At 55.1% G+C, this 19,502-nt stretch carries 17 protein-coding genes; 7 read left to right on the top strand and 10 right to left on the bottom strand.

The window, feature by feature from the left end; genetic code table 11:
- Window positions 1-19: 19 nt before the first annotated feature.
- Complete coding sequence (gene hemL, locus LOC67_RS13365; RefSeq protein WP_230263108.1) at window positions 20-1,321, bottom strand: glutamate-1-semialdehyde 2,1-aminomutase; 1,302 nt, start codon at window positions 1,319-1,321, stop codon at window positions 20-22.
- 433 nt (window positions 1,322-1,754) lie between these two features.
- Between hemL and LOC67_RS13360 the strand changes: the two genes are divergently transcribed.
- Complete coding sequence (locus tag LOC67_RS13360) at window positions 1,755-2,819, top strand: threonine aldolase family protein (protein ID WP_230263107.1); 1,065 nt, start codon at window positions 1,755-1,757, stop codon at window positions 2,817-2,819.
- Between the two features lie 165 nt (window positions 2,820-2,984).
- Window positions 2,985-3,998, top strand: a complete 1,014-nt coding sequence (locus LOC67_RS13355) for a nucleoside hydrolase (RefSeq protein ID WP_230263748.1) — start codon at window positions 2,985-2,987, stop codon at window positions 3,996-3,998.
- A gap of 74 nt (window positions 3,999-4,072) precedes the next feature.
- Here LOC67_RS13355 and LOC67_RS13350 read toward each other — a convergent pair whose 3' ends face one another.
- The 4 genes from LOC67_RS13350 to LOC67_RS13335 all read right to left on the bottom strand — a co-directional run bounded on the left by LOC67_RS13350 (window position 4,073) and on the right by LOC67_RS13335 (window position 8,198).
- Entirely contained in the window at window positions 4,073-5,665 is a 1,593-nt protein-coding gene (locus LOC67_RS13350) for a phytoene desaturase (protein WP_230263106.1), read from the bottom strand.
- Between the two features lie 750 nt (window positions 5,666-6,415).
- A complete protein-coding gene (locus tag LOC67_RS13345) occupies window positions 6,416-7,153 on the bottom strand; it encodes a hypothetical protein (protein WP_230263105.1) in 738 nt (245 codons plus the stop codon).
- Window positions 7,154-7,291: 138 nt separating this feature from the next.
- Complete coding sequence (gene greA / locus LOC67_RS13340) at window positions 7,292-7,771, bottom strand: transcription elongation factor GreA (protein ID WP_230263104.1); 480 nt, start codon at window positions 7,769-7,771, stop codon at window positions 7,292-7,294.
- A gap of 232 nt (window positions 7,772-8,003) precedes the next feature.
- On the bottom strand, window positions 8,004-8,198 hold the full coding sequence (locus tag LOC67_RS13335) for a DNA gyrase inhibitor YacG (protein ID WP_230263103.1): 195 nt from the start codon (window positions 8,196-8,198) through the stop codon (window positions 8,004-8,006).
- A 964-nt stretch (window positions 8,199-9,162) separates the two neighbouring features.
- On the opposite strand from LOC67_RS13335, the gene LOC67_RS13330 reads away from it, so the two are divergent.
- Both LOC67_RS13330 and clpP read left to right on the top strand, forming a co-directional pair.
- Window positions 9,163-9,801 (top strand): ClpP family protease, encoded by a 639-nt coding sequence (locus LOC67_RS13330; RefSeq protein ID WP_230263102.1) that lies wholly within the window; start codon window positions 9,163-9,165, stop codon window positions 9,799-9,801.
- Between the two features lie 127 nt (window positions 9,802-9,928).
- Window positions 9,929-10,522 carry an ATP-dependent Clp endopeptidase proteolytic subunit ClpP gene (clpP, locus tag LOC67_RS13325; RefSeq protein WP_230263101.1) on the top strand — a complete coding sequence of 198 codons (594 nt, stop codon included), beginning with the start codon at window positions 9,929-9,931 and terminating at the stop codon, window positions 10,520-10,522.
- A gap of 334 nt (window positions 10,523-10,856) precedes the next feature.
- On the opposite strand, the gene LOC67_RS13320 is transcribed toward clpP, so the two are convergent.
- Both LOC67_RS13320 and LOC67_RS13315 read right to left on the bottom strand, forming a co-directional pair.
- The gene (locus LOC67_RS13320; protein ID WP_230263100.1) at window positions 10,857-11,261 is read right to left on the bottom strand and encodes a hypothetical protein; all 405 of its coding nucleotides are present in this window, start codon (window positions 11,259-11,261) and stop codon (window positions 10,857-10,859) included.
- A 22-nt stretch (window positions 11,262-11,283) separates the two neighbouring features.
- Entirely contained in the window at window positions 11,284-11,484 is a 201-nt protein-coding gene (locus tag LOC67_RS13315) for a hypothetical protein (RefSeq protein WP_230263099.1), read from the bottom strand.
- A 212-nt stretch (window positions 11,485-11,696) separates the two neighbouring features.
- Here LOC67_RS13315 and LOC67_RS13310 point away from each other — a divergent pair, with 212 nt between their 5' ends.
- Window positions 11,697-12,857 (top strand): prenyltransferase/squalene oxidase repeat-containing protein, encoded by a 1,161-nt coding sequence (locus LOC67_RS13310; protein WP_230263098.1) that lies wholly within the window; start codon window positions 11,697-11,699, stop codon window positions 12,855-12,857.
- Window positions 12,858-12,869: 12 nt separating this feature from the next.
- The gene (gene rimO, locus LOC67_RS13305; RefSeq protein WP_230263097.1) at window positions 12,870-14,288 is read left to right on the top strand and encodes a 30S ribosomal protein S12 methylthiotransferase RimO; all 1,419 of its coding nucleotides are present in this window, start codon (window positions 12,870-12,872) and stop codon (window positions 14,286-14,288) included.
- A gap of 121 nt (window positions 14,289-14,409) precedes the next feature.
- Here the strand turns inward: rimO and LOC67_RS13300 are convergent, their stop codons facing one another.
- The 3 genes from LOC67_RS13300 to LOC67_RS13290 all read right to left on the bottom strand — a co-directional run bounded on the left by LOC67_RS13300 (window position 14,410) and on the right by LOC67_RS13290 (window position 18,315).
- Window positions 14,410-15,297 carry a polyprenol monophosphomannose synthase gene (locus tag LOC67_RS13300; RefSeq protein ID WP_315861056.1) on the bottom strand — a complete coding sequence of 296 codons (888 nt, stop codon included), beginning with the start codon at window positions 15,295-15,297 and terminating at the stop codon, window positions 14,410-14,412.
- Window positions 15,298-15,636: 339 nt separating this feature from the next.
- Entirely contained in the window at window positions 15,637-17,187 is a 1,551-nt protein-coding gene (locus LOC67_RS13295) for an ExeA family protein (protein ID WP_230263096.1), read from the bottom strand.
- Window positions 17,188-17,304: 117 nt separating this feature from the next.
- On the bottom strand, window positions 17,305-18,315 hold the full coding sequence (locus tag LOC67_RS13290; protein ID WP_230263095.1) for a hypothetical protein: 1,011 nt from the start codon (window positions 18,313-18,315) through the stop codon (window positions 17,305-17,307).
- A 74-nt stretch (window positions 18,316-18,389) separates the two neighbouring features.
- On the opposite strand from LOC67_RS13290, the gene LOC67_RS13285 reads away from it, so the two are divergent.
- Window positions 18,390-19,103: a phosphoribosylanthranilate isomerase gene (locus LOC67_RS13285; protein ID WP_230263094.1), complete on the top strand. Its 714-nt coding sequence runs from the start codon at window positions 18,390-18,392 to the stop codon at window positions 19,101-19,103.
- Window positions 19,104-19,502 lie beyond the last annotated feature (399 nt).

Genomic DNA, 19,502 nt, shown 5'->3' with positions numbered 1-19,502 from the left:
GTTGAAAAACTATCGACACTTAAATCTTCGATAGGACGCGATCGACGGCATCGAGAGTTTCATCGATGATCGACTCGCTGTGCTGACTGCCAAAGAACAACGCTTCAAATTGGCTGCACGGCATATAGACGCCTTCTTCGATCAAGCCCCAGAAGTAGCGTCCAAACATCTCTCGGTCGCTTCGATCGGCATCGGGCCAATTCTGAACTGGGCTCCCGTTGAAAAACAACGTCATCATGCTGCCGATTTGCTGAACCTGGTGAGGCACACCGTGCTTGGTCGCAACTGCGGCTAAGCCCGTTGCCATTCGTTCGCCCATCTCATCGAGCTGCTCATAAGGCGAATCGGTTTCGAGTGACTTCAGCGTTGCACTTCCGGCAGCTACCGCGACAGGATTTCCGCTCAAAGTCCCCGCTTGGAAAACCTTGCCCGCCGGCAGAACGTTGTCCATGATGTCGGCACGACCACCATAGGCCCCCAATGGCATCCCGCCGCCGACGACTTTTCCGAGCGTGGTCATATCGGGAACAACCCCGAACCTCTCTTGCGCTCCACCGTAGGCCAATCGGAATCCGGTCATCACCTCGTCAAAAATCAGGATCGCGCCGTCCGCCAAAGTCTCTAACCGCAATGTATTCAGGAATTCCATCTCGGGGATCACGCATCCCATGTTTCCGACGACCGGTTCCAAAATCACCGCGGCAATTTCTCCGGCGTGCTGCGCGAACGCATTTTTAACGCCCTCGCAATCGTTGTACTGCAAGACAATCGTGTCTTGCCCAGCACCAGGCGTCACACCGGGCGAATCGGGGACGCCCAGTGTCGCAGCGGCGCTGCCCGCGGCGACCAAAAGGCTATCGACATGCCCGTGATAGTTCCCTGAGAACTTGATGACTTTGTTGCGTCCGGTCGCACCGCGAGCAACACGAATCGCGCTCATCGTTGCTTCGGTCCCGCTATTGACCAAGCGAACCTTTTCGATGCTGGGGACAGCGTCAATGATCTGCTCAGCCAACCTGGACTCCGCTTCCGTTGGGGCACCAAAGCTGGTCCCTTTGGCCACGGCCTCTTCGATCGCTTGAATGACTTCAGGATGACGATGGCCCAGAATCATCGGCCCCCACGATCCGATATAGTCGATGTAGCGGCGACCATCGATGTCGAACAGGTACGGGCCTTCGCCACGTTCGATAAACAGCGGAGTACCACCGACCGCCCCGAAGGCTCGCGCGGGGCTATTTACACCACCGGGCATCAGCTTCCTTGCTCGCTCAAACGCCGCCACACTCTTCGGTCCCGCACCTACTTTGACGTCTGCCATCCTATCACTCTGCGTTGCATTGAATCGTTACCACTCGCTGGGAGCATCATTGCGTCGCTACAACCCCGCGATTTTCGACAAACAAAATCGGTCAGCTGAAGCGTCTACCAGCCATACTCGCGCCCCATTGTGACGGATTCTTGCAGCAATGCGAGAGTGCGACAGCGCTGAGCATCTGGCAAATGGCGGACATAAAGTTGGCACAAACGGCATCCCACCAGAAATGAACGCAAGGATGACGCCCTAGCTCGAACTCCTGACCGAGTGACTTTCAAGACGTGTTGGGACGCGATAGATTCCGTTTGCATAGAAGAATCGTTCCAGCCGCGAAACGCTGCGAGGGATCTAGGCCCCCCAATCCCTTTGCGAACGCCCCGGCACTTGAACGGTCACTCATTGGCTCGTCAACGAATCTCCGGCTTTTTAAAACACCATGATTTTTGCAAGTGACAACTGGGCAGGCGCCGCCAACGAAATCGCCGAATCATTGCGGCAACACTCCGAAGGCTTCTCGCCGGCTTACGGAGAAAGCGAGCTAGACAAAAAGCTGGAAGCTCGATTCAACGATTTGTTCGAACGCGAAGTCGCGGTGTTCTTCGTCGGAACCGGTACCGCAGCGAACTCGTTGGCCATGTCGGCATTCAACCGCCCTGGTGGGTTTGTGCTTTGCCATCGTGAAGCCCACATGATTGAGGACGAATGCGGTGCACCGGAATTCTTTACCTCCGGTGCTCGACTGGCGCCGATCGACGGAGCGTACGGCAAGCTGGATCCAGAACACTTACGCGAAGGCCTTGAGAGGTTCGATCCAAACTTTGTCCATCACGGGCAACCCATGGCCGTTAGCCTGACGCAATCCACCGAAGTCGGAACGCTTTACACTTGCGATGAACTGAAGCAAATCTCCGAACTGACTCATTCATTCGGACTACCGCTGCACATGGACGGAGCTCGGTTTGCAAACGCAATGGTTCGTCTCGGCGTTTCGCCAGCAGAGATGACTTGGAAATCCGGTATCGACATTTTGTCATTCGGTGGCACGAAAAATGGCTGTTGGTGCGCAGAAGCCTTGGTGTTTATGGATCCGGCGCGAGCGAAGCAACTGCCGTTTATCCGCAAACGCGCGGCCCAACTGTTTTCAAAAACACGATTCATCGCGGCTCAGTTCCACGCCTACCTGGACAACGATCTGTGGATTTCGCTGGCCAAACACTCCAACGCGATGTCGGACGAACTCGCCAAACGGCTCGATCACTTCGAAGAGCTTCGCATCGCGTGGAAATGTCAATCCAACGAGCTGTTTGTCACCATGCCTAAAGATTTAGCCAAGAAGCTGCTCGATAAGGGAGCCAAATTTTATCCTTGGCCAGTCCCGGCAGAGTTTGCTGGAAAATTAAAGAAGGGCGAGGGTCTGTACCGGCTGGTCACCTCGTTCGCAACGCAACAAGAACACATCGACGACTTCATCGCCGCGATCGAATCCACAATTGCTCGATAGCTTGAACTGATCACTGCTCGACGCCGGCATCAGGGGGCGGGAATTGGCGAGATTGCTGGAATTGCGCGGACAGGTCCAATAAACTGTGGAACTTGCCCTCCCCAATTCCCTCCATCTCGGATCTTTCCCGTGCGAATCAAACTGCTGTGCGGCGCTTTTCTTCGTGTGACACTTCTTAGCGTTTCGCTCTGCCTAGCCAACAATGCTGTTGCTGCTGACCGACCTGTTCAACTGATCTTTGACACCGATATCGGCAACGACTGCGACGACGTGCAAGCCTTGGCGATGATTCACGCGTTGCAGTCTCGCGGCGAATGTGAACTGCTCGCCGTCACCATTACCAAAGATCACCAGCTAGCGGCTGCCTTCACCGATTGCGTGAACACATTCTACGGTCGCGGTGAAATCCCCATCGGCGTTTGTCGAAGCAATGTGACACCGGAGGCAGGACGCTACAACGTACTTGCCGAACAGACCGATCAAGGTCAACTGCGTTACCCACATGACTTGACCAGCGGCAACGACGCTCCGTCCGCAGTTACCCTTCTGCGAAAAACACTTGCTGCCGCCGAGGACCATAGTGTCGTGATCGCCCAAGTCGGCTTTTCGACAAACTTGGCAAACCTATTGCAATCACCTGCTGATGACATCAGCAAACTTACCGGCGTTGAACTCGTCAAACAGAAAGTGCGGTTGCTCTCAGCAATGGCTGGCGCCTTCACCAAGATCCCAAACAACAAAGGTGAACTGTATGACCACAAGGAATACAACGTGGTCAAAGATCTTGAAAGTGCCACGTACCTTGCGAACAACTGGCCGACGTCGATCGTCTGGAGCGGATTTGAAATCGGGCTAAACCTTCGCTATCCACACCAAAGCATCGAACGCGACTATGGATATGTCGAACATCATCCAGTCGCGGAAGCTTACGTCCTCTATAACCCTCCGCCTCACGACCGCCCGACGTGGGATCTGACTGCGGTTTTGCAGGCTGTCAGGCCACAACACGCATACTTTGATCTTTCACCCAAAGGCGCTGTCACTGTCCAGGAAGACGGCTTGACCACCTTTGAGCCAAAAAGTGATGGTCGAGATCAATACTTTGTGCTCAAGGACGAACAAAAGAACCGTATCCTCGAAGCGTTGATGCTGTTGTCCAGCGAACCCCCATCGCGTTAACCATTGCTTGTGCGGTTTTCGCAAGCCCACAGCAACTGGCAATCGAAACCGTCACAGTTGTGACGGTCGGATGGCTAACAATCCGAACCGATATTGCGGCACGCCGCAGGTGACAACGCCACCTTGTGCGGAACCGGACGCAGTTTCACCTCTGCAGCGTTTTTCTCCGGGCATGTCGGATAAGGCATGCCCAAATCTTTCAGCAGCAGTTTCGTCGTAATTCGGCTCGATTCGTAGATTACTGGCAGGCCGCTGCCAGGATGAGTGCCGCCGCCGACCAAGTACATCCCTTGGATTTCTTCGAAACGGTTCCTCGGGCGATTGTGCAGCATCTGGCCAAGATTGTGAGCCAGATTAAACGTCGCTCCCTTATGAATCTGATAGTCCGACTCCCAAGTTTGCGGTGTCAGCATATGCTCCGTCACGATTCGTTGCCGGATATCACCGAGACCGATTTGGCTGAGCCGATCCAAAGTCAGTTCTCGAAACGCGGGTGCCTCCTTTTCCCAATCAATCGAACCTGTCTGATGTGTCACGGGAACAAGGACATACAACGTACTCTTACCACGTGGTGCTAAGCTTCGGTCGGTCACACATGCGTTCTGCACATAGAACGAAGGGTCTTGGCTTAGCGAGTGTGACTGTTCGATCTCGTGAAGATTGCGTTCGTAGTCGCGACTGATATGAATGCTGTGATGTGGCAGGTCTTCATAGATCCCATCGATCCCCAAGTACAGCATAAACGTGCTACACGAGAATCGCTTCTTGGCGATGGATTCGTTTGACCATCGCTTCCGGACCTGATTCGGAATGGTGTTGGAAATCCAGTTTGCAAAGTCAGCGTTCACAACAAAAGCATCGGCGGTATAGGTCGCGTGATCGGTTGTTAGCGATTTGATCTTTCGCCCATCCAGTTCTGCCGAACGAACGGGTTCATCGTAGTGGAAACGAACCCCCATCTTCTTCGCAATTTCCGCCATCCGTTCACTTACTCGCGCACACCCACCGATCGGATGCCACACGCCGTGCTCGTATTCCAAAAACGAGAGGATGCTAAATAGGCTTGGGCAGTTAAACGGACTCATGCCCAGATACTTTGACTGAAACGCAAACGCGATCACCAGTCGAGGGTCAGCAAAGTATCGGCCAAGCTCTGTACCGAGGGATCGCATCGGATGCAAATGAGGCGCCGCGCCAAGCAACGATGGCTTAAGAAAATCGCCGACCGAACAGAATGGTGACTCAAGGATCGGGCGGAACTTTTCTAGCTTGACGCGATTGTCGTTCATGTAACGACGAAGTGCACCGACGTCCTGTGGTGAGAACTGTGCAATCTGGCGATCCATTTCGTCCATGTCCGGCGTACAATCCAACTGCCCACCGGCCCCAAACGTCAATCGATATTGGGGATCCAGACGCCGCATCGGGACCTCTTTCATCAGGTCATAGCCGACCGACTGAAAGATTTCTTTAAGCACCCGAGGGTAAAGGAAAAACGTCGGGCCACAATCGAATCGGAACCCGTCACGTTCAATTGCGGACGTTCGCCCTCCGGGCCGATCTCGGCGCTCCAAAACTGTCACATCGCAACCGGCATGTGCCAATTGCATGGCAGACGCAAGCCCTCCAGGCCCAGCGCCGACAATGACAATTTTACGTTGTTTCACAGCGACGAAGCTCCGGACTCAAGTGACAGATTTTGGTGCGTTCCTGCAGCCAATGAAATTTAGTGGAAGGTCAAGCGATTGTGGGAGTCGAATTGTTGGTGTTGGCAAGCGTTTCCGGTTAGATGCCCCTAGAAAAGACGCGAAGCAGGTAGAGTGCACAAGCGGCAGGGCTCTGTCCCTTAGTTACCGGAAGTCGCAATAACACATAACCGCGGCTAACGCCGTTGCGGCTCAGGGAAACCCAAACACCTGAGCCGGTTCGCGCTAGCGACGGTTGAATGTATTAAGGCGGGATTCGTCGCCTCATCCACTACACGTTGGAGCCTCGCACGAGGATCTCGTCGCTAGGCTCCGCCTTGCGACGCACTGCATGGCAGCCTCCGGCTGCCGAGAATTCACGTAACCGCGGCTAACGCCGTTGCGGCTCAGGGCAATCCAAACACCTGAGCCGGTTCGCGCTAGCGACGGTTGCATGAGTTTCAATCTCCATCGGCGGGCGGAGCCCGCGAGACAACGCATGCGAGGCGGGAGCCTCGCACGAGGATCTCGTCGCTAGGCTCCGCCTTGCGACGCACTGCGTGGCAGCCTCCGGCTGCCGGGAACTCACGCAACCGCGTCTAACGCCGTTGCGGCTCAGGGAAATCCAAACCGCCTGAGCCGGTTCGCGCTAGCGACGGTTGCGATGTACAGAGACAGGATTCGTCGCCTCATCCACTACGCGCGGGAGCCTCGCACGAGGTACCAACGCACCTAATACGTTCCGTCCTTGATGCCCGCTTCGATTTGGCGACGAATCAGAGTATCCATCGTGATATCAGTTTTGATGTCCGCTTCGACTTCGCCTCGATCTGCAACCAAACGAGCCCGGTGAATCACGTCCGTCAGCGTCTCGTCCGTCCAGTCCTCAACCAGTGGCGCGTCTTCACCTTGCGGTCCAGGCTGCAACACAGGCGAAAGGATGTGAACGAAATCGATACGAGTCACCTTGTTGCGTTCAACACCTTTACGCAGTCGATCAAACTGAACACTCGCGTCGTCCTCAAAGTTCTCCGCGTGATCATCGACATACTTTTCTAGGCGGCGCACTTGCCCCCACTGGATGATCGGCAAGCGTCCCAATCGCTGCATCACACCTGACGCTTGCCATCCGTCGATCTGCTTGCGTTCGAGCTGATCGGCAAAGTCGCCGAGCAGCTTTACCGAGGCGGCTTTCTCTTCAGGTGACAACAAACTCTGCTCGACCGCCGGGATCACACTGCCACGCATCGCGCGAAGGGCCAGCACGTCCTGCTTTTGAAAGATCAGCCATGTCAGCACACCGCAACTGATGAATCCGACAATTGCGGCAATGATGGCACTCGCCAAAACTGCCGGCATGCAACCCGGACTATTCTCCGGAGCAGCTTCGCTAACGGGATTGTCACCTGAGCCACCTTGGGCAGTCCCGGTGCTCTGCGGGTGACTCGCTTTCGATTTCTTGTCAGACACGGCGTTTCGTCACCCGTGGAGTGGTGACACTGGCGAGGGATTTGGGTGCAACCTCGGCAAACCGATTCTCGTCGACTTGATTGCAGGTCGACGCAGCACAGGTCTGCCGGAGTTTCGCTAGCTGCTACATGGTCCTGATTATTCAGGAAACTCGATCTTGTTGACCTTCAGTTTCATCAAGCCAGCTGGGACTGCGATCTCAGCGACTTCACCGACCTTCTTTCCCAACAAGCCTTTGCCGATAGGGCTGGTCACGAGAATCTTTCCACTACGGTAGTCCTCTTCGCCAGCACCGACAAAGGTGAAAACCTCTTCCATCCCGTCATCTTGGTCCTCGACCGTGACCGTGCAACCGAAGGCGACTTCGTCTTTGGGAAGTTCCGAAATATCGACGATAGAGGCACGCGCGAGTTTGTCTTTGAGCAGGTTGATCCGAGCGTTGACGTTGCCTTGGTTTTCACGCTGCGCGTGGTACTCGGCGTTCTCTTTCAAATCGCCTTCTTCTCGCGCCAAAGCAATCTTTTCGACGATCTCGGGCATCACGTCGTTTTCGAGGTGCTCGATTTCCGCCTTAATCTTGTTGTATCCCTCGCGGGTCATCGGTACCGATTCAAGCATCACAAACTCCACCAGATGAACTGGAAAAAAAGAAACCTTTCCCGCGGATGCGACGGGAAAGGTTTGTGCGTTACAGCCCTATAGTCTCACCGGTTTCCGCGTCGCTGTAAAGGTCGGGGTGGGGGAGGGGCAAAAAGACGGATGACAGCACAGACCAAGGACGACACGCTACCACCGAAAACGCCCCTGCCCTCACCTGATGTAAGGGCGACAATAGAAAATCGACAGCCTGCTAGACCGAATCCGGATCGATCGTCTTGGGAGACTCGTCTGCCTCGTGCGGCAAACCGATTTCCTCATCGAGCCAACGCCCGAGATCGATCAGCTTGCAACGCTGGCAACAGAATGGAGGTGCATCGGTCTCATCCATGAAAAACCGCTTTCCGCAAGTCGGGCATTTGACTTTGCCGGTGTGTTGGTCAGCCATGAAAAATCGTCGATCGAGTAAATCGTAATGCTAGCAACGGACAGATTCCGCATTCGCCTTTTGATAGCAAGCCCTTTTGGTCGCCAGCCTACGCACAACGCTATCATTGAACCAGCCCCCGTTCTGAGCAGGCGACATGCACTCAGCGGGCGATATGCGCTTCGCAGGCTCGATCACACCGCCAAATCCTCTGAGGGCCTTCCCTTTGCAAATTGATGCTACCTGACTGTCAACTCAGAACGAGTGAATACGAGGGATTGATCCGAATCGATTAGGCACTCCGGTATTCGGGAATCTGCCGCTAAAGCCAATCTTATCTGTCAGGAAATCCTAGAAAGCCAGCAATCCGCCCCGCCTCACCTCGGGAGAGTAAAGATGGGCAACCTGGTCAACCGAGCTGAGTTTCGTTACGCCGAAAAAAGGCATTTGGCTGTGTTGATAATCAATGTTGCCTCGCCGGTGCCAACAACACCGCTTGGCTCACCGGAACTTGGCAAACGGGTATCCTTGAAGATGTTCAATTGCCTAGCTTGGTGTTAACCCCAATCGTCCAGATGGTTGCCGAAGCGACTTCGCTGTCGGGTCTAAGTTTTCGATAGGTCTTGGCCACACGTGGTCGCTGGCTCGTCGACGTTGACCGGCAAGTGACATTCGCTGACTGTCATCAAGTCGATTGGGGTTGGCACCCGATGATGGACATTGTTTAACCGACCAGCCACCTTTTGATTGTTCTGACAACATGAGCCGACGGCAGCACCACACTGGTCTTGCCAGAATTAGCGAAGATGCGAACACTAGGTGAGCCTATCGGTGCAAACGTAACCTTTCTGCGCTATCGCAGTCAGGCTTGCATGCCCTAACCCATGTGCGTGAAAGACGTTGCTGCGGATAACGCAGGCTGTCGGTCGCATATATCGCTTCCACTTCTCAGTCAAAGACAAGACATTCAATGGATTCACCGCTGATGCACCCACTGGCAGGCCAATTGGCGGCCGGCCAACTTTCCAATAGCCACGCTTACCAAAGCTACCAACGCCAACGTCAATTGACGCTGGGCGATTTGCTTTTGGAAAACCGAATCGTCTTTTTGCAGGGCGAGATCCACACCGGCAACGCCAATGAATTGGTCATGAAGTTGCTTTACCTGCAAAGCGAAAACCGTCGTAAAGACATTCACTTCTATATTAACAGCCCTGGCGGAAGTGTCACCGCAACGCTGGCCATCTACGACACGATGCAAATCCTGTCCTGCCCGGTAGCGACGTACTGCGTCGGCGAAGCGTGCAGCGGCGCGGCGGTTCTGTTGGTCGGCGGCACCAAAGGCAAACGCCACTGCCTACCAAATAGCCGCGTGATGATGCACCAACCGATGGGTGGTGTTGGCGGTCAAGTCAGCGACATCGAAATCCAAGCGGCCGAGATGTTCCGCTATCGCGATGTTCTCAACGAAATCATCGCACGCCACAGCGAACAATCGGTTGAAAAGATCGCCAAAGATACCGATCGCGACTTCTTTTTGAGCGCGAACGAAGCCAAAGAATATGGCTTGGTCGACGACATTCTGACCAAGCCACCAAACGAAGACGAAGAGGATGAGGACTAGTCGCAGAGTCACCGGCAGGCTTCCTAATGCGAGTCTAAAAGCGAAGACACGACTCGTGGCGGTTCTGCCGGATGGCGAACATCAGTGACCAATTTCCCAATACCCATCAACACAGTAGATATACGAAATGCCTTTGATCCCTTACGTCGTCGAAAAGAGCGGTCGCGAAGAACGCACCTACGACATTTACAGCCGCCTGCTGAAAGATCGAATCATCTTTCTGGGGCAACAAGTTGACGATCAGATCGCCAACTCCCTGGTCGCGCAGATGTTGTTTTTGATGAGCGATGATCCCAAAGCCGACATCAACCTTTACATCAACAGCCCTGGCGGAAGTATCACCGCCGGGATGGCGATCTATGACACCATGCAATTCGTGTCATGCGACGTCGCGACCTACTGCATCGGACAAGCCGCTTCGATGGGCGCGGTGCTGTTGACCGCCGGTGCCGCTGGCAAACGTTATGCGTTGCCAAACGCCCGCATCATGATTCACCAGCCTCTTGCCGGTATGCAAGGCACGGCGCGTGAAGTGGAGATCCACGTCGAAGAACTGCGACGGATCAAGAAACGCATGAACGAAATCATGATTGATCACACCGGGCATTCTCTTGAAAAAATCGAAGAGGATACCGATCGCGACCGTTTCATGAGTGCCGAAGAGGCACGGCAATACAACTTGATCGATAAGGTTGTCAGCAGCTCCAATGAAGCTTCCTGATCTACCGCTCCGGTAGGCAATCGATTGCGATTCAATAGATGAAGCCCATGTGGAAAATCGAATCCACATGGGCTTTTTTTGTGGGAAACCCAAACACCTGAGCCGGTTCGCGTTAGCGACGGTTGAAATGAGGTTCAATCTCCATCGGCGGGCAGAGCCCGCAAGACAACGCATGCGAGGCGGGAGCCTCGCACGAGGATCTCGTCGCTAGGCTCCGCCTTGCGACGCACTGCATGGCAGCCTCCGGCTGCCGGGAATGCACGCAACCGCGGCTAACGCCGTTGCGGCTCAGGGAAACCCAAACACCTGAGCCGGTTCGCACTACCGACGGTTGCTATGTCGATTGACGCAAGAATCGCGTTCGGCGATTCAACTCTTTTTCCCGAGTATCCAGCTCTGACTCTCGTTGATCCAAACGCATCGACCACTGCCCAAGTGCGACAATCAAATCGGCGCAGTGCGGATTCAACTGGTCGCACTCTGCGACTTGCCCCGTACTATCATTCACAGCGGCAAATTTCTTGGCCTGCCCTGCCATCGCGCGAACATTAGATACCGGAGCCCGACTGATCGCTTCGCAGGTTTGCTCTGGAGGATCTAAACGCCAAATCGGATCGGATTGATCAGACGCCACGACTCGCCTGGCCGAAGCCAGCGAAACCTCACCTGCGTCGTCTGCCGAAACGTGTCGGATCGAAAACAGGGTTGGGACAAACACCTCCAGATCCGAACGAGCCATCGCTGGTCGGTTCGCTGAATTGCTACGTGAGTACTGTTGAAGCTCCATCGCTCGGTCCGTCGGCTGTTTTTTCATCGCACGCGGCGGTTTTTCCGACGCCTCGCAACTCTAGATAGCGAGCAAATCGCCGCAAAACCACGACTGCGGTGCGAACGTCGTTTGGCCCGAACTTTGCATCAATACGTGAAGTGGCTTCTTCACCGGCAAAGCTATTGGGAGCCATCGATGGTATCGGCCGAACGCAGAGGCGAGCTAAACAGGTGGCTGCTCGGCTGCCAATCAGCGGGCTAGAATATCGATGCGGAGACTCGATTGAGCGGACATTGGCGTTCGCCTCGTCTCGCCCGATCACAATGGCTAGGCCGAATTGCTATGTCAGCGTCAATTCGTGATATAGCGTTTCCCCTCAAAACTAACTTCATGATGGAATTTTCTATGTCTCGAGTTCGAGCGTCTGCGGCTGTTCTTCTGGCTTCGATGGCGACAGCGACTGTCCCTAATGTTTCGTATGCCCAAGATTCGGTAGCAGCCAAGGTTTCCTTGGAAACTCCAAAGGCAACGAACGCGGCGATCGATCGAGCAGCGAATCGGGGCATCGAGTTCCTCAAAAACCGTGGCCAGGGTTCCGAAGGCGCTTTCAGCCCTGAAACGGGCGTCGCGGTGACGGGTATCTGTGTGCGAGCGATTTTGGATCACCACCCCAACGATGTGAACTCACCAGGCGTCAAGAAAGCAATCGCATACATCCTGGACCGTCTTCAAAGTGATGGCGGCATCTACCAGGATGGATCGAACCACCGCAACTACGAAACCTCCGTCGCTATCGCCGCATTGGTCAAGGCCAACGAGGGGGATAAGTTCAACAGCGAATTAAAGCGGGCGGAAGCTTTCCTGAAAGAAATCCAGTGGGACGAAGGCGAAAACATTGACGCGACCGATCCGGCCTACGGCGGGGCCGGTTATGGCAGCCATTCTCGTCCCGACCTTTCGAACACTTCGTTCATGTTGGATGCGCTGAAAGATTTGGGCAACGATTCGGACGACGAAGCGATCCAAAAGGCGTTGAAGTTCATCGCCCGGACGCAGAACCTTTCCGGTCATGGGAACGACACCGAACACGCGGACAAAATCAACGACGGCGGTTTCTACTACACGCCCGCCGCCGGCGGCCAATCCAAGGTCGAAGTCCCCGAGGAAGACAACGGGGGTGGACTGCGTAGTTACGGCTCGATGACCTACGCCGGACTAAAGAGCATGATCTATGCGGGCCTGACTAGCGACGATCCGCGGGTTGCCGCCGCGATGGACTTTATTCAAAAGAACTACTCACTGACCGATAATCCGGGCATGGGCAAACAGGGGCTGTATTACTACTATCACGTGTTTGCAAAAGCCCTCGATGCCGCCGAAATTCGCGTGCTGACCGACTCTGAAGGCAACAACCACAACTGGAAGCGTGAGTTGACCGCCACATTGATCGAAGCCCAGCAAGAAGACGGATCCTGGGTCAATTCGGGTAGCAGTCGCTGGATGGAAGGCGATCGCAACCTCGTCACCGCGTACGCGTTACTCGCCCTCAAATACTGTCGGGAATAGCCCCGAAATCATATGGAACTTCCGATCGTCACTTCCACCGACTCCACCCCGCAACGCGAATCGAGTTCTGTAGACGATCGGGAGGCCCGCGGCAAATACGCAGTCGTATCGCTGGGCTGCCCCAAAAATCTCGTCGACACCGAGCAGATGCTCGGACGCCTGGACCAGGATGGCTACCGCATGGTCGGTGACGTCCAGAACGCTGACTTTGTCGTGGTCAACACGTGTGGGTTCATCGACTCGGCACGTGAAGAATCCTTGGGTGCGATCGACGAAATGTTGGACCTTAAACGTCAGGGAAAGATCCGTGGCGTTGTTGTGACGGGATGCCTTGCCGAACGCGGCCAAGGTAAGTTGCTTGAAGCCCGTCCTGAAATCGACGCCATGATCGGCGTCTTCGGACGAAACGAAATCGTCGCGGTTGCTGATCGACTGCAACATGGAATCGCAGAGCAGCAACAGATCTTTCGCCCTGCCCCGATTCGTCCACTCGACGACGGCATTCGCTCGGCAGTCACCCCACGCCATTTCGCCTATCTGAAGATCAGCGAAGGCTGCGATCGGCTGTGCACGTTTTGCGCGATCCCAAAAATGCGTGGCAAGCACTACAGCAAGCCAATGGAACAGGTGATCGACGAGGCCAAGCGTCTGGGTGACAGCGGTGTTCGCGAAATCGTCATCGTCGCACAAGACACGACCTACTACGGCAAAGACCTCTACGGCGAACCGCGGTTGGCCGACCTGTTGACCGAACTCGATAAGATCGACTCGGTGGATTGGATCCGACTGATGTACTTTTATCCGATGTACATTGACGATCGCCTGATCGACACCCTCGCTTCGGCCGAGCGGATTCTGCCATACATCGACATGCCGCTGCAACACGCCAGCGACGCGATGCTGAAACGGATGTCACGCAAAACCACGCGTCAAAAGCAAGAAGATATCCTCGCCGGACTGCGCGAAAAAATCGACTCGCTTGTGATGCGAACCACAATGATCACCGGCTTTCCGGGCGAAACCGACGATGACTTTGATCAGTTAGTCGACTTTGTTGCCGAACAACAATTCCAGCATCTCGGTGTCTTCACCTACTCAGTCGAAAACGACACGCCCGCTGCCAAGCTACCAAACCGCGTTCCGCAAAAGATTGCCGAGCAACGCCAAAGCGAATTGATGGCAGTCCAGCAGTCAATCGCTTTTCAATGGAACGCGTCACGCGTTGGCAGTAGTGCCGGCGTGATCATCGATTCTGCACTAGAAGGGCAACCTGGCGTCTGGATCGGTCGAACGAAGTGCGAAGCGCCCGACATCGATGGCGTCGTCTACGTTAGCGGATTTGATGAAGGTGTTCAGCCAAGCATTGGCGACATCGTCGAATGTGAAATCGTTGCCTCGCAAGGCTACGACCTAGTTGCGGCACCTGTTTGACCCGCGATCACCGCTAGAGCGATGCTCTGCAGTCATTCGCTTTTTGGTCCAGCGAATTAGATTCGCCAACCCGCTTCCGGAACGAATTCACAGCAGGACACGTTCTTTGAAGGCCGTTGTGCTACGAACGCGAACGGCGATTCGTTTCCATCGCCAGGCGGAACATGTAGCCGATCGAACGAACGGCTTCAGGTAGCGACAACTTGCTGTGCCCGATCTGCCGTTCAGTGAACGTGATCGGCACTTCGGCAAATCGGTAGCCTCGGCGATGCAAGCGTACGAGCACCTCTTCGAGTACCGCGTATCCAACGCACTTCAATGAGTCGAGCTGGATGTCGCGCAAGGCAGCCGTTCGGTAGCACCGCATCGAACCGCTACAGTCGTGAACCGGCAATCGCAATACGCCAGTCGCGAAACGATTGACAAGCTTGCTCATCACCCGTCGCTTTAGAGGCCAACCAACAATTCGCCCACCTTCGACATAGCGAGAACCGATCACTACGGCCAGTGATTCATCCAACCTTGCTTGGTGAAGCAGCTTTGGCATCTCCGCAGGTGAATGACTGAGGTCCGCATCCAAATTGAGAAAGAACTCGTAGCCGCCTTCACATGCGATACGCATCGCGTCGACGATCGCACTACCAAGCCCGCGCCGATCGCGACGAACCACCAACTGCACCATTTGATCACGCTGCTGGACCTGCCGAACAATCCCTGCGGTGCCATCAGGTGAGTCGTCGTCAACAACCAGTAGAACCGCATCGGGGAATGACAGTCGTAACCCCTTCAGCATGGCTTCGATCGAGCCAGCTTCTTGATAGGTACAAACAGCCACAAGCGTTTGTGCGTCTTGGGACGAGCCGGATCGTTGCGCCGACAGATGTTTGCCGTCGCTTTGATCGTCCGCCTGCTTCTCCGAATCAATTGTCTTCGAAGTCGGGGTGCTCGTTGATTCCAGAGGGTTTGCTGAAGATCGGATCGAGGTTGTCAAAACAGAGGCCTTCATCATCAGCAAACAGTCATCGGCAGACTAAGGAACATGTTGCCGATGTCCTTTTCAACCGGCAGCGGGATAGCCGCCGGCCTGCGTCATTGGGGATTTCTCGAGGGAGTCCGCGAAGAACGAGGCGTAGCCTTTAGCCTAAGGACGACGCCACCAACCGGCGATGAAGCCGCCTGCAGCCTCACCAGAGGGTTAACACAGCCCCCGACTCGACCAGACGGACCGATCGATCGCGTTGCTGGGCACCAAGATCGCTTGTCTTCGCATTCTCTTCAAGAAAGTTTAGCTTGATTGCAACTTTCTCCAACCTCGGATCACCATTCACCGGGAAAACCCGGCCCGGAATCAGCCGTGCCGACGCATTTTTTCCAGCATTTCGCGATAATCGATGTTCAAACGCGGGGGATCCCCACTTTCGGGGCTATCGACACGTCGGTTCAGGCTTGGCTCGCGACGCTCCAGTTCAACGTCTTCGGTGATCCACAGTAAATCGCTGTCGTCCGCAGGTGAATCCGCTTCCATCTCGGGCTCGTCATACCAAACGACACTTGGCGTCGACTTGGCAGCCTGAGCATCATCAAGATCGAGCGACTCAATTTCAGCAGCACTGGGCGTCTCAGCAGCACTGGGCTTCTGCACGTCCACCGGCACAAAGCCATCGTTCATACTAAATGAATCTGCCGCGCCAGAAGACGACGGTTCTCGATCGGCCGTGTTGTCAGCCGCAAATTGGCTCAGGCCGATGATTTCACAATGCAGCATCGACTCCACCTCAACATCCGATGGTGGCGACGCGTTCTGGCTATTGTTGGCCATCCCGATGTCCAAGCATTCTTCGTCATCGAACGCGCCGAACAGTGCAACCGGGTCGGCTGCCGGCTGAACCGGAATCACAGCAGCGGGCTCCGGAGCTTCTTCGCAAGCCGGTTCATCGCTGCCCGCCGAGGCGACTTCAATCGCGTGATCCAACGGTGCCAGTTCCAACGCCGAATCAAAGTGACTTGCCGGTGAAGTCTCTGCAATTGCCAGATTGTCGGTCAGTTCGCCGAACTCGACCGAAGTGGAATTCATCACAGGTTCATCAACGATCGGACTGGGCAACTGCTGCAAGCGTGCCCAAGCTTGATTCACGGTCTTCTCGCTAATCACGGACTGGTTCAATTCCGCCGCGCAGTCAATCGCTTCAGTCATCAGCTGGTTGATCAGCCGTGGCACTCCACCGCTTGCATGGTAAACCGCCGAGATCGCGTCCTTCGAAATCGTATCCTCAGGCGAAGCTTCGCAAGCTGCGATTGCCCCCATGATGTACTGGCCGGTCTCTTCGCTAGTCAGTGCGTGCAGGTAGCATCGTGCGGACACACGCTGGACGAACGAATCCATCGATGGCAACGCCAATGTTTCATCAAGCTTCGGTCCGCCGACGACAATCGCGCTGATGACGGGCTGACCGGCACGCATGATATTTGTCACACGGCGGATGTCCTCAAGCACTTCGCTGGACAGAGCGGCCGCTTCGTCAACGATCAACGCAACATGACGCTTGCTTCCAGTCAGGTGTTCGTGCAGCATCAGTTCCAAATCGGTACCACGTCCGTCACCAATCGCGACTCCCAAGCGATACAGTAGCGTACGGTACAGCGCCGACGAGTCACCCAAGCTGGTTTCGCCCAGCTGTACGATGTCGTGGGTTTCAGAAAGATTCCTTGCCAACACCGAACAGGCCAGCGACTTGCCCGTGCCCGGCGGGCCGATGATCAGTGAGATCGCTTCGCGAGCCATCACGCTGCGTGCGATTCGGGTGATCGCTTCGGAAACCGGTCCCAATTCCACATATCGCCCAACACTTGGAAAACTCGGAAACGGTGGGACGACAAAATCATGCTCAGCGTTGTTCATGGCTAAACTACTTGGATTGGATTTGGGAGTCTTTTATCGAAACAATCGCGACTCGATTTAATCCGTTTGATCGGTCAATCGTGTCGCTTACCTGAGGTGGAAGTGACGCAGTGTTGGTTAATACCAAACCACGACCGCAGATATAAATGCCAACGTGACAATTCCGCCGAACGTGCCGATCCGAGCCAAAACGCCGATCGGCTGGTCACGAAATTCGACGTTCGACAAGACCGGAGTGCGTTTGCGCCAGTGAACCCAGCCACAGACAGCGGCAATCGCCAGCAGCACTGCCAAATTGAATGCGAATTGCGAAGGCCCCGCTTTTTGGATGTCTCCAAGCACGACCGGCGGGTTCGCGGCGCGAGATTCGATCTTGGAAATGGAGACATCGGCAGCCGCTTTGACATCTCGCCAGTACTGAGCGTCGGAACCTGCAAACGAATCGACAGCCATCGTCGGTGAATCGATCTCTGCTGAAGCCACTTCGATCGACGCAACTTCCTGCGACTTCACTTCGTAATCCGACGTCACAACGGCGGAGCGAGACATTGGCAATTCAGCATGAGGAACCTGATTCAATTCGGTTTCGTACCCAACCTGCTGGATGACTCCGCGAGCAACCGGGAGCGGTGCTAGCAAATCGCTACTGCTAGCAATGTCATCTTCGCATGAGTTCGTTGTTTGTGACTCGTCAACTGGAAGCTCAAAGGAAACGGTCATGACGCTGTCAGAGATCGAAGCGGTTGTCGGTCCGCTGCTCGGCTTTGCGTTTCGTCCCGATCGAATCTTGACGTTCTTGTCGCTATCCGTTTGAGGCAGACTTGCCTGTGACCTGACAGAGGACTTCTCGTAGAAATCCGCGACCTGCCTTCTCCATTTTGCGGTCACATAGACGGGATCGTTTTCAGGGACTTGCCAGTTCTCGATCGATTGCTTCAGCTCAGGGAGGCTGGGATGATCCACTGGCATGCTGTACGTTGTCCATTTCTGGTTTCCGGTGTCGGCATCGATGCCGGTCAAGCAGTGGAGCACTTGGCGTTTGGCTTGCGCGGGCCACATTCCCAGCACGATGACAAACGTTGCAGAAAAGACGAGCAGTTGATCGAGGAGCTGTGAGCGATCCTTCATCGTGAAGCCTCTGAGGGTTCCGAAATATCCGAACGGCATGGTTTCGGTGTTATCGACCGCGTCGTTGGGGGTGGATGAGCCGAATCGAAGCTGAGTTAACGATTAGGACGGTCAAATTGGGAGTGGTGATGTTTCGCGTCAAAATTTGTGGAGTTCGTCTAAAGAAAGACGTCGAAGCGGTCGGACGCAGTGGCGCCGATGCGATCGGTCTCAATTTCTTTCCACCAAGCGTTCGCTACGTCGATCCGGCATCAGAATCGACTCAAAACCTTTCCAAGACGGCGCAGGAGTTGGGGCTGTTGCGAGTTGGCGTTTTTGTCAACAACGATCTGGAGCAGCTTCGCAGCATCGCCGCCTCGGTTGGCCTGGATGCGTTACAACTGCACGGTGATGAACCGGTCGAACTAGCCAAACAACTGATTGCCGATGGCATACGCGTCATCCGGGCTATCAAGCTTCCTCGCACGGAACTGAGCGCCGTGGAGATTCAAACGGTGGCTCAGCCCTGGATCGACGCGGGAGTCCAATTGTTGCTTGATGCAGACGCCGGTGCGGCCCATGGTGGCAGTGGCAAGACATTGGACTGGGCATCAATCAAACGCTGGTCTGAGTCGGCAGGCGAAGTCGAATGGACTTTGGCGGGCGGGTTGAAGCCCGAGAATATTGCCGATGCGGTCGCGTCAACCGGTGCGGTTTCCATCGACACGGCAAGCGGAGTCGAATGCCCCAAAGGTGTCAAAAACGAACAACGCATCTTGGACTTCGCAAGTCAAAGCGGATTGGTTTAGGGCGGCAGATTAATCAAACGGAGCCATGATCGCGCTAGCGACGGTTCTCGGGATTGGATGCTGATCAACCCTGCACATATAACCGCATGCTGGCGCATTTCGGCTGATGAATTCGGAATTGGCTAAATCAGCCGCTGGGCGCCAGCCCGCGGTTCTAAACTCAGACCAACCCCGCACACACAAACGCACACCGGCGCATTGCGGCTGATGAAAATTGGAACTGTCCAAATCAGCCGCTGGGCGCCAGCCCGCGGTTCTAGACTCAGACCAACCCCGCACACACAACCGCACACCGACGCGCCAGCGGCTAATACTCCCCAATCATCCGCTTGTGATAGCAAATCTCTCAATCGCAAGGTGACGCTGTTTCGCCTAGACTATGGGATGTCGTGCATTGGA

The sequence above is a fragment of the Stieleria sp. JC731 genome, from assembly GCF_020966635.1.
GTDB lineage: Bacteria > Planctomycetota > Planctomycetia > Pirellulales > Pirellulaceae > Stieleria.
The sequence above is the reverse complement of the archived record's forward strand: the minus strand, read 5'-3'. Positions and strand labels throughout refer to the sequence as shown.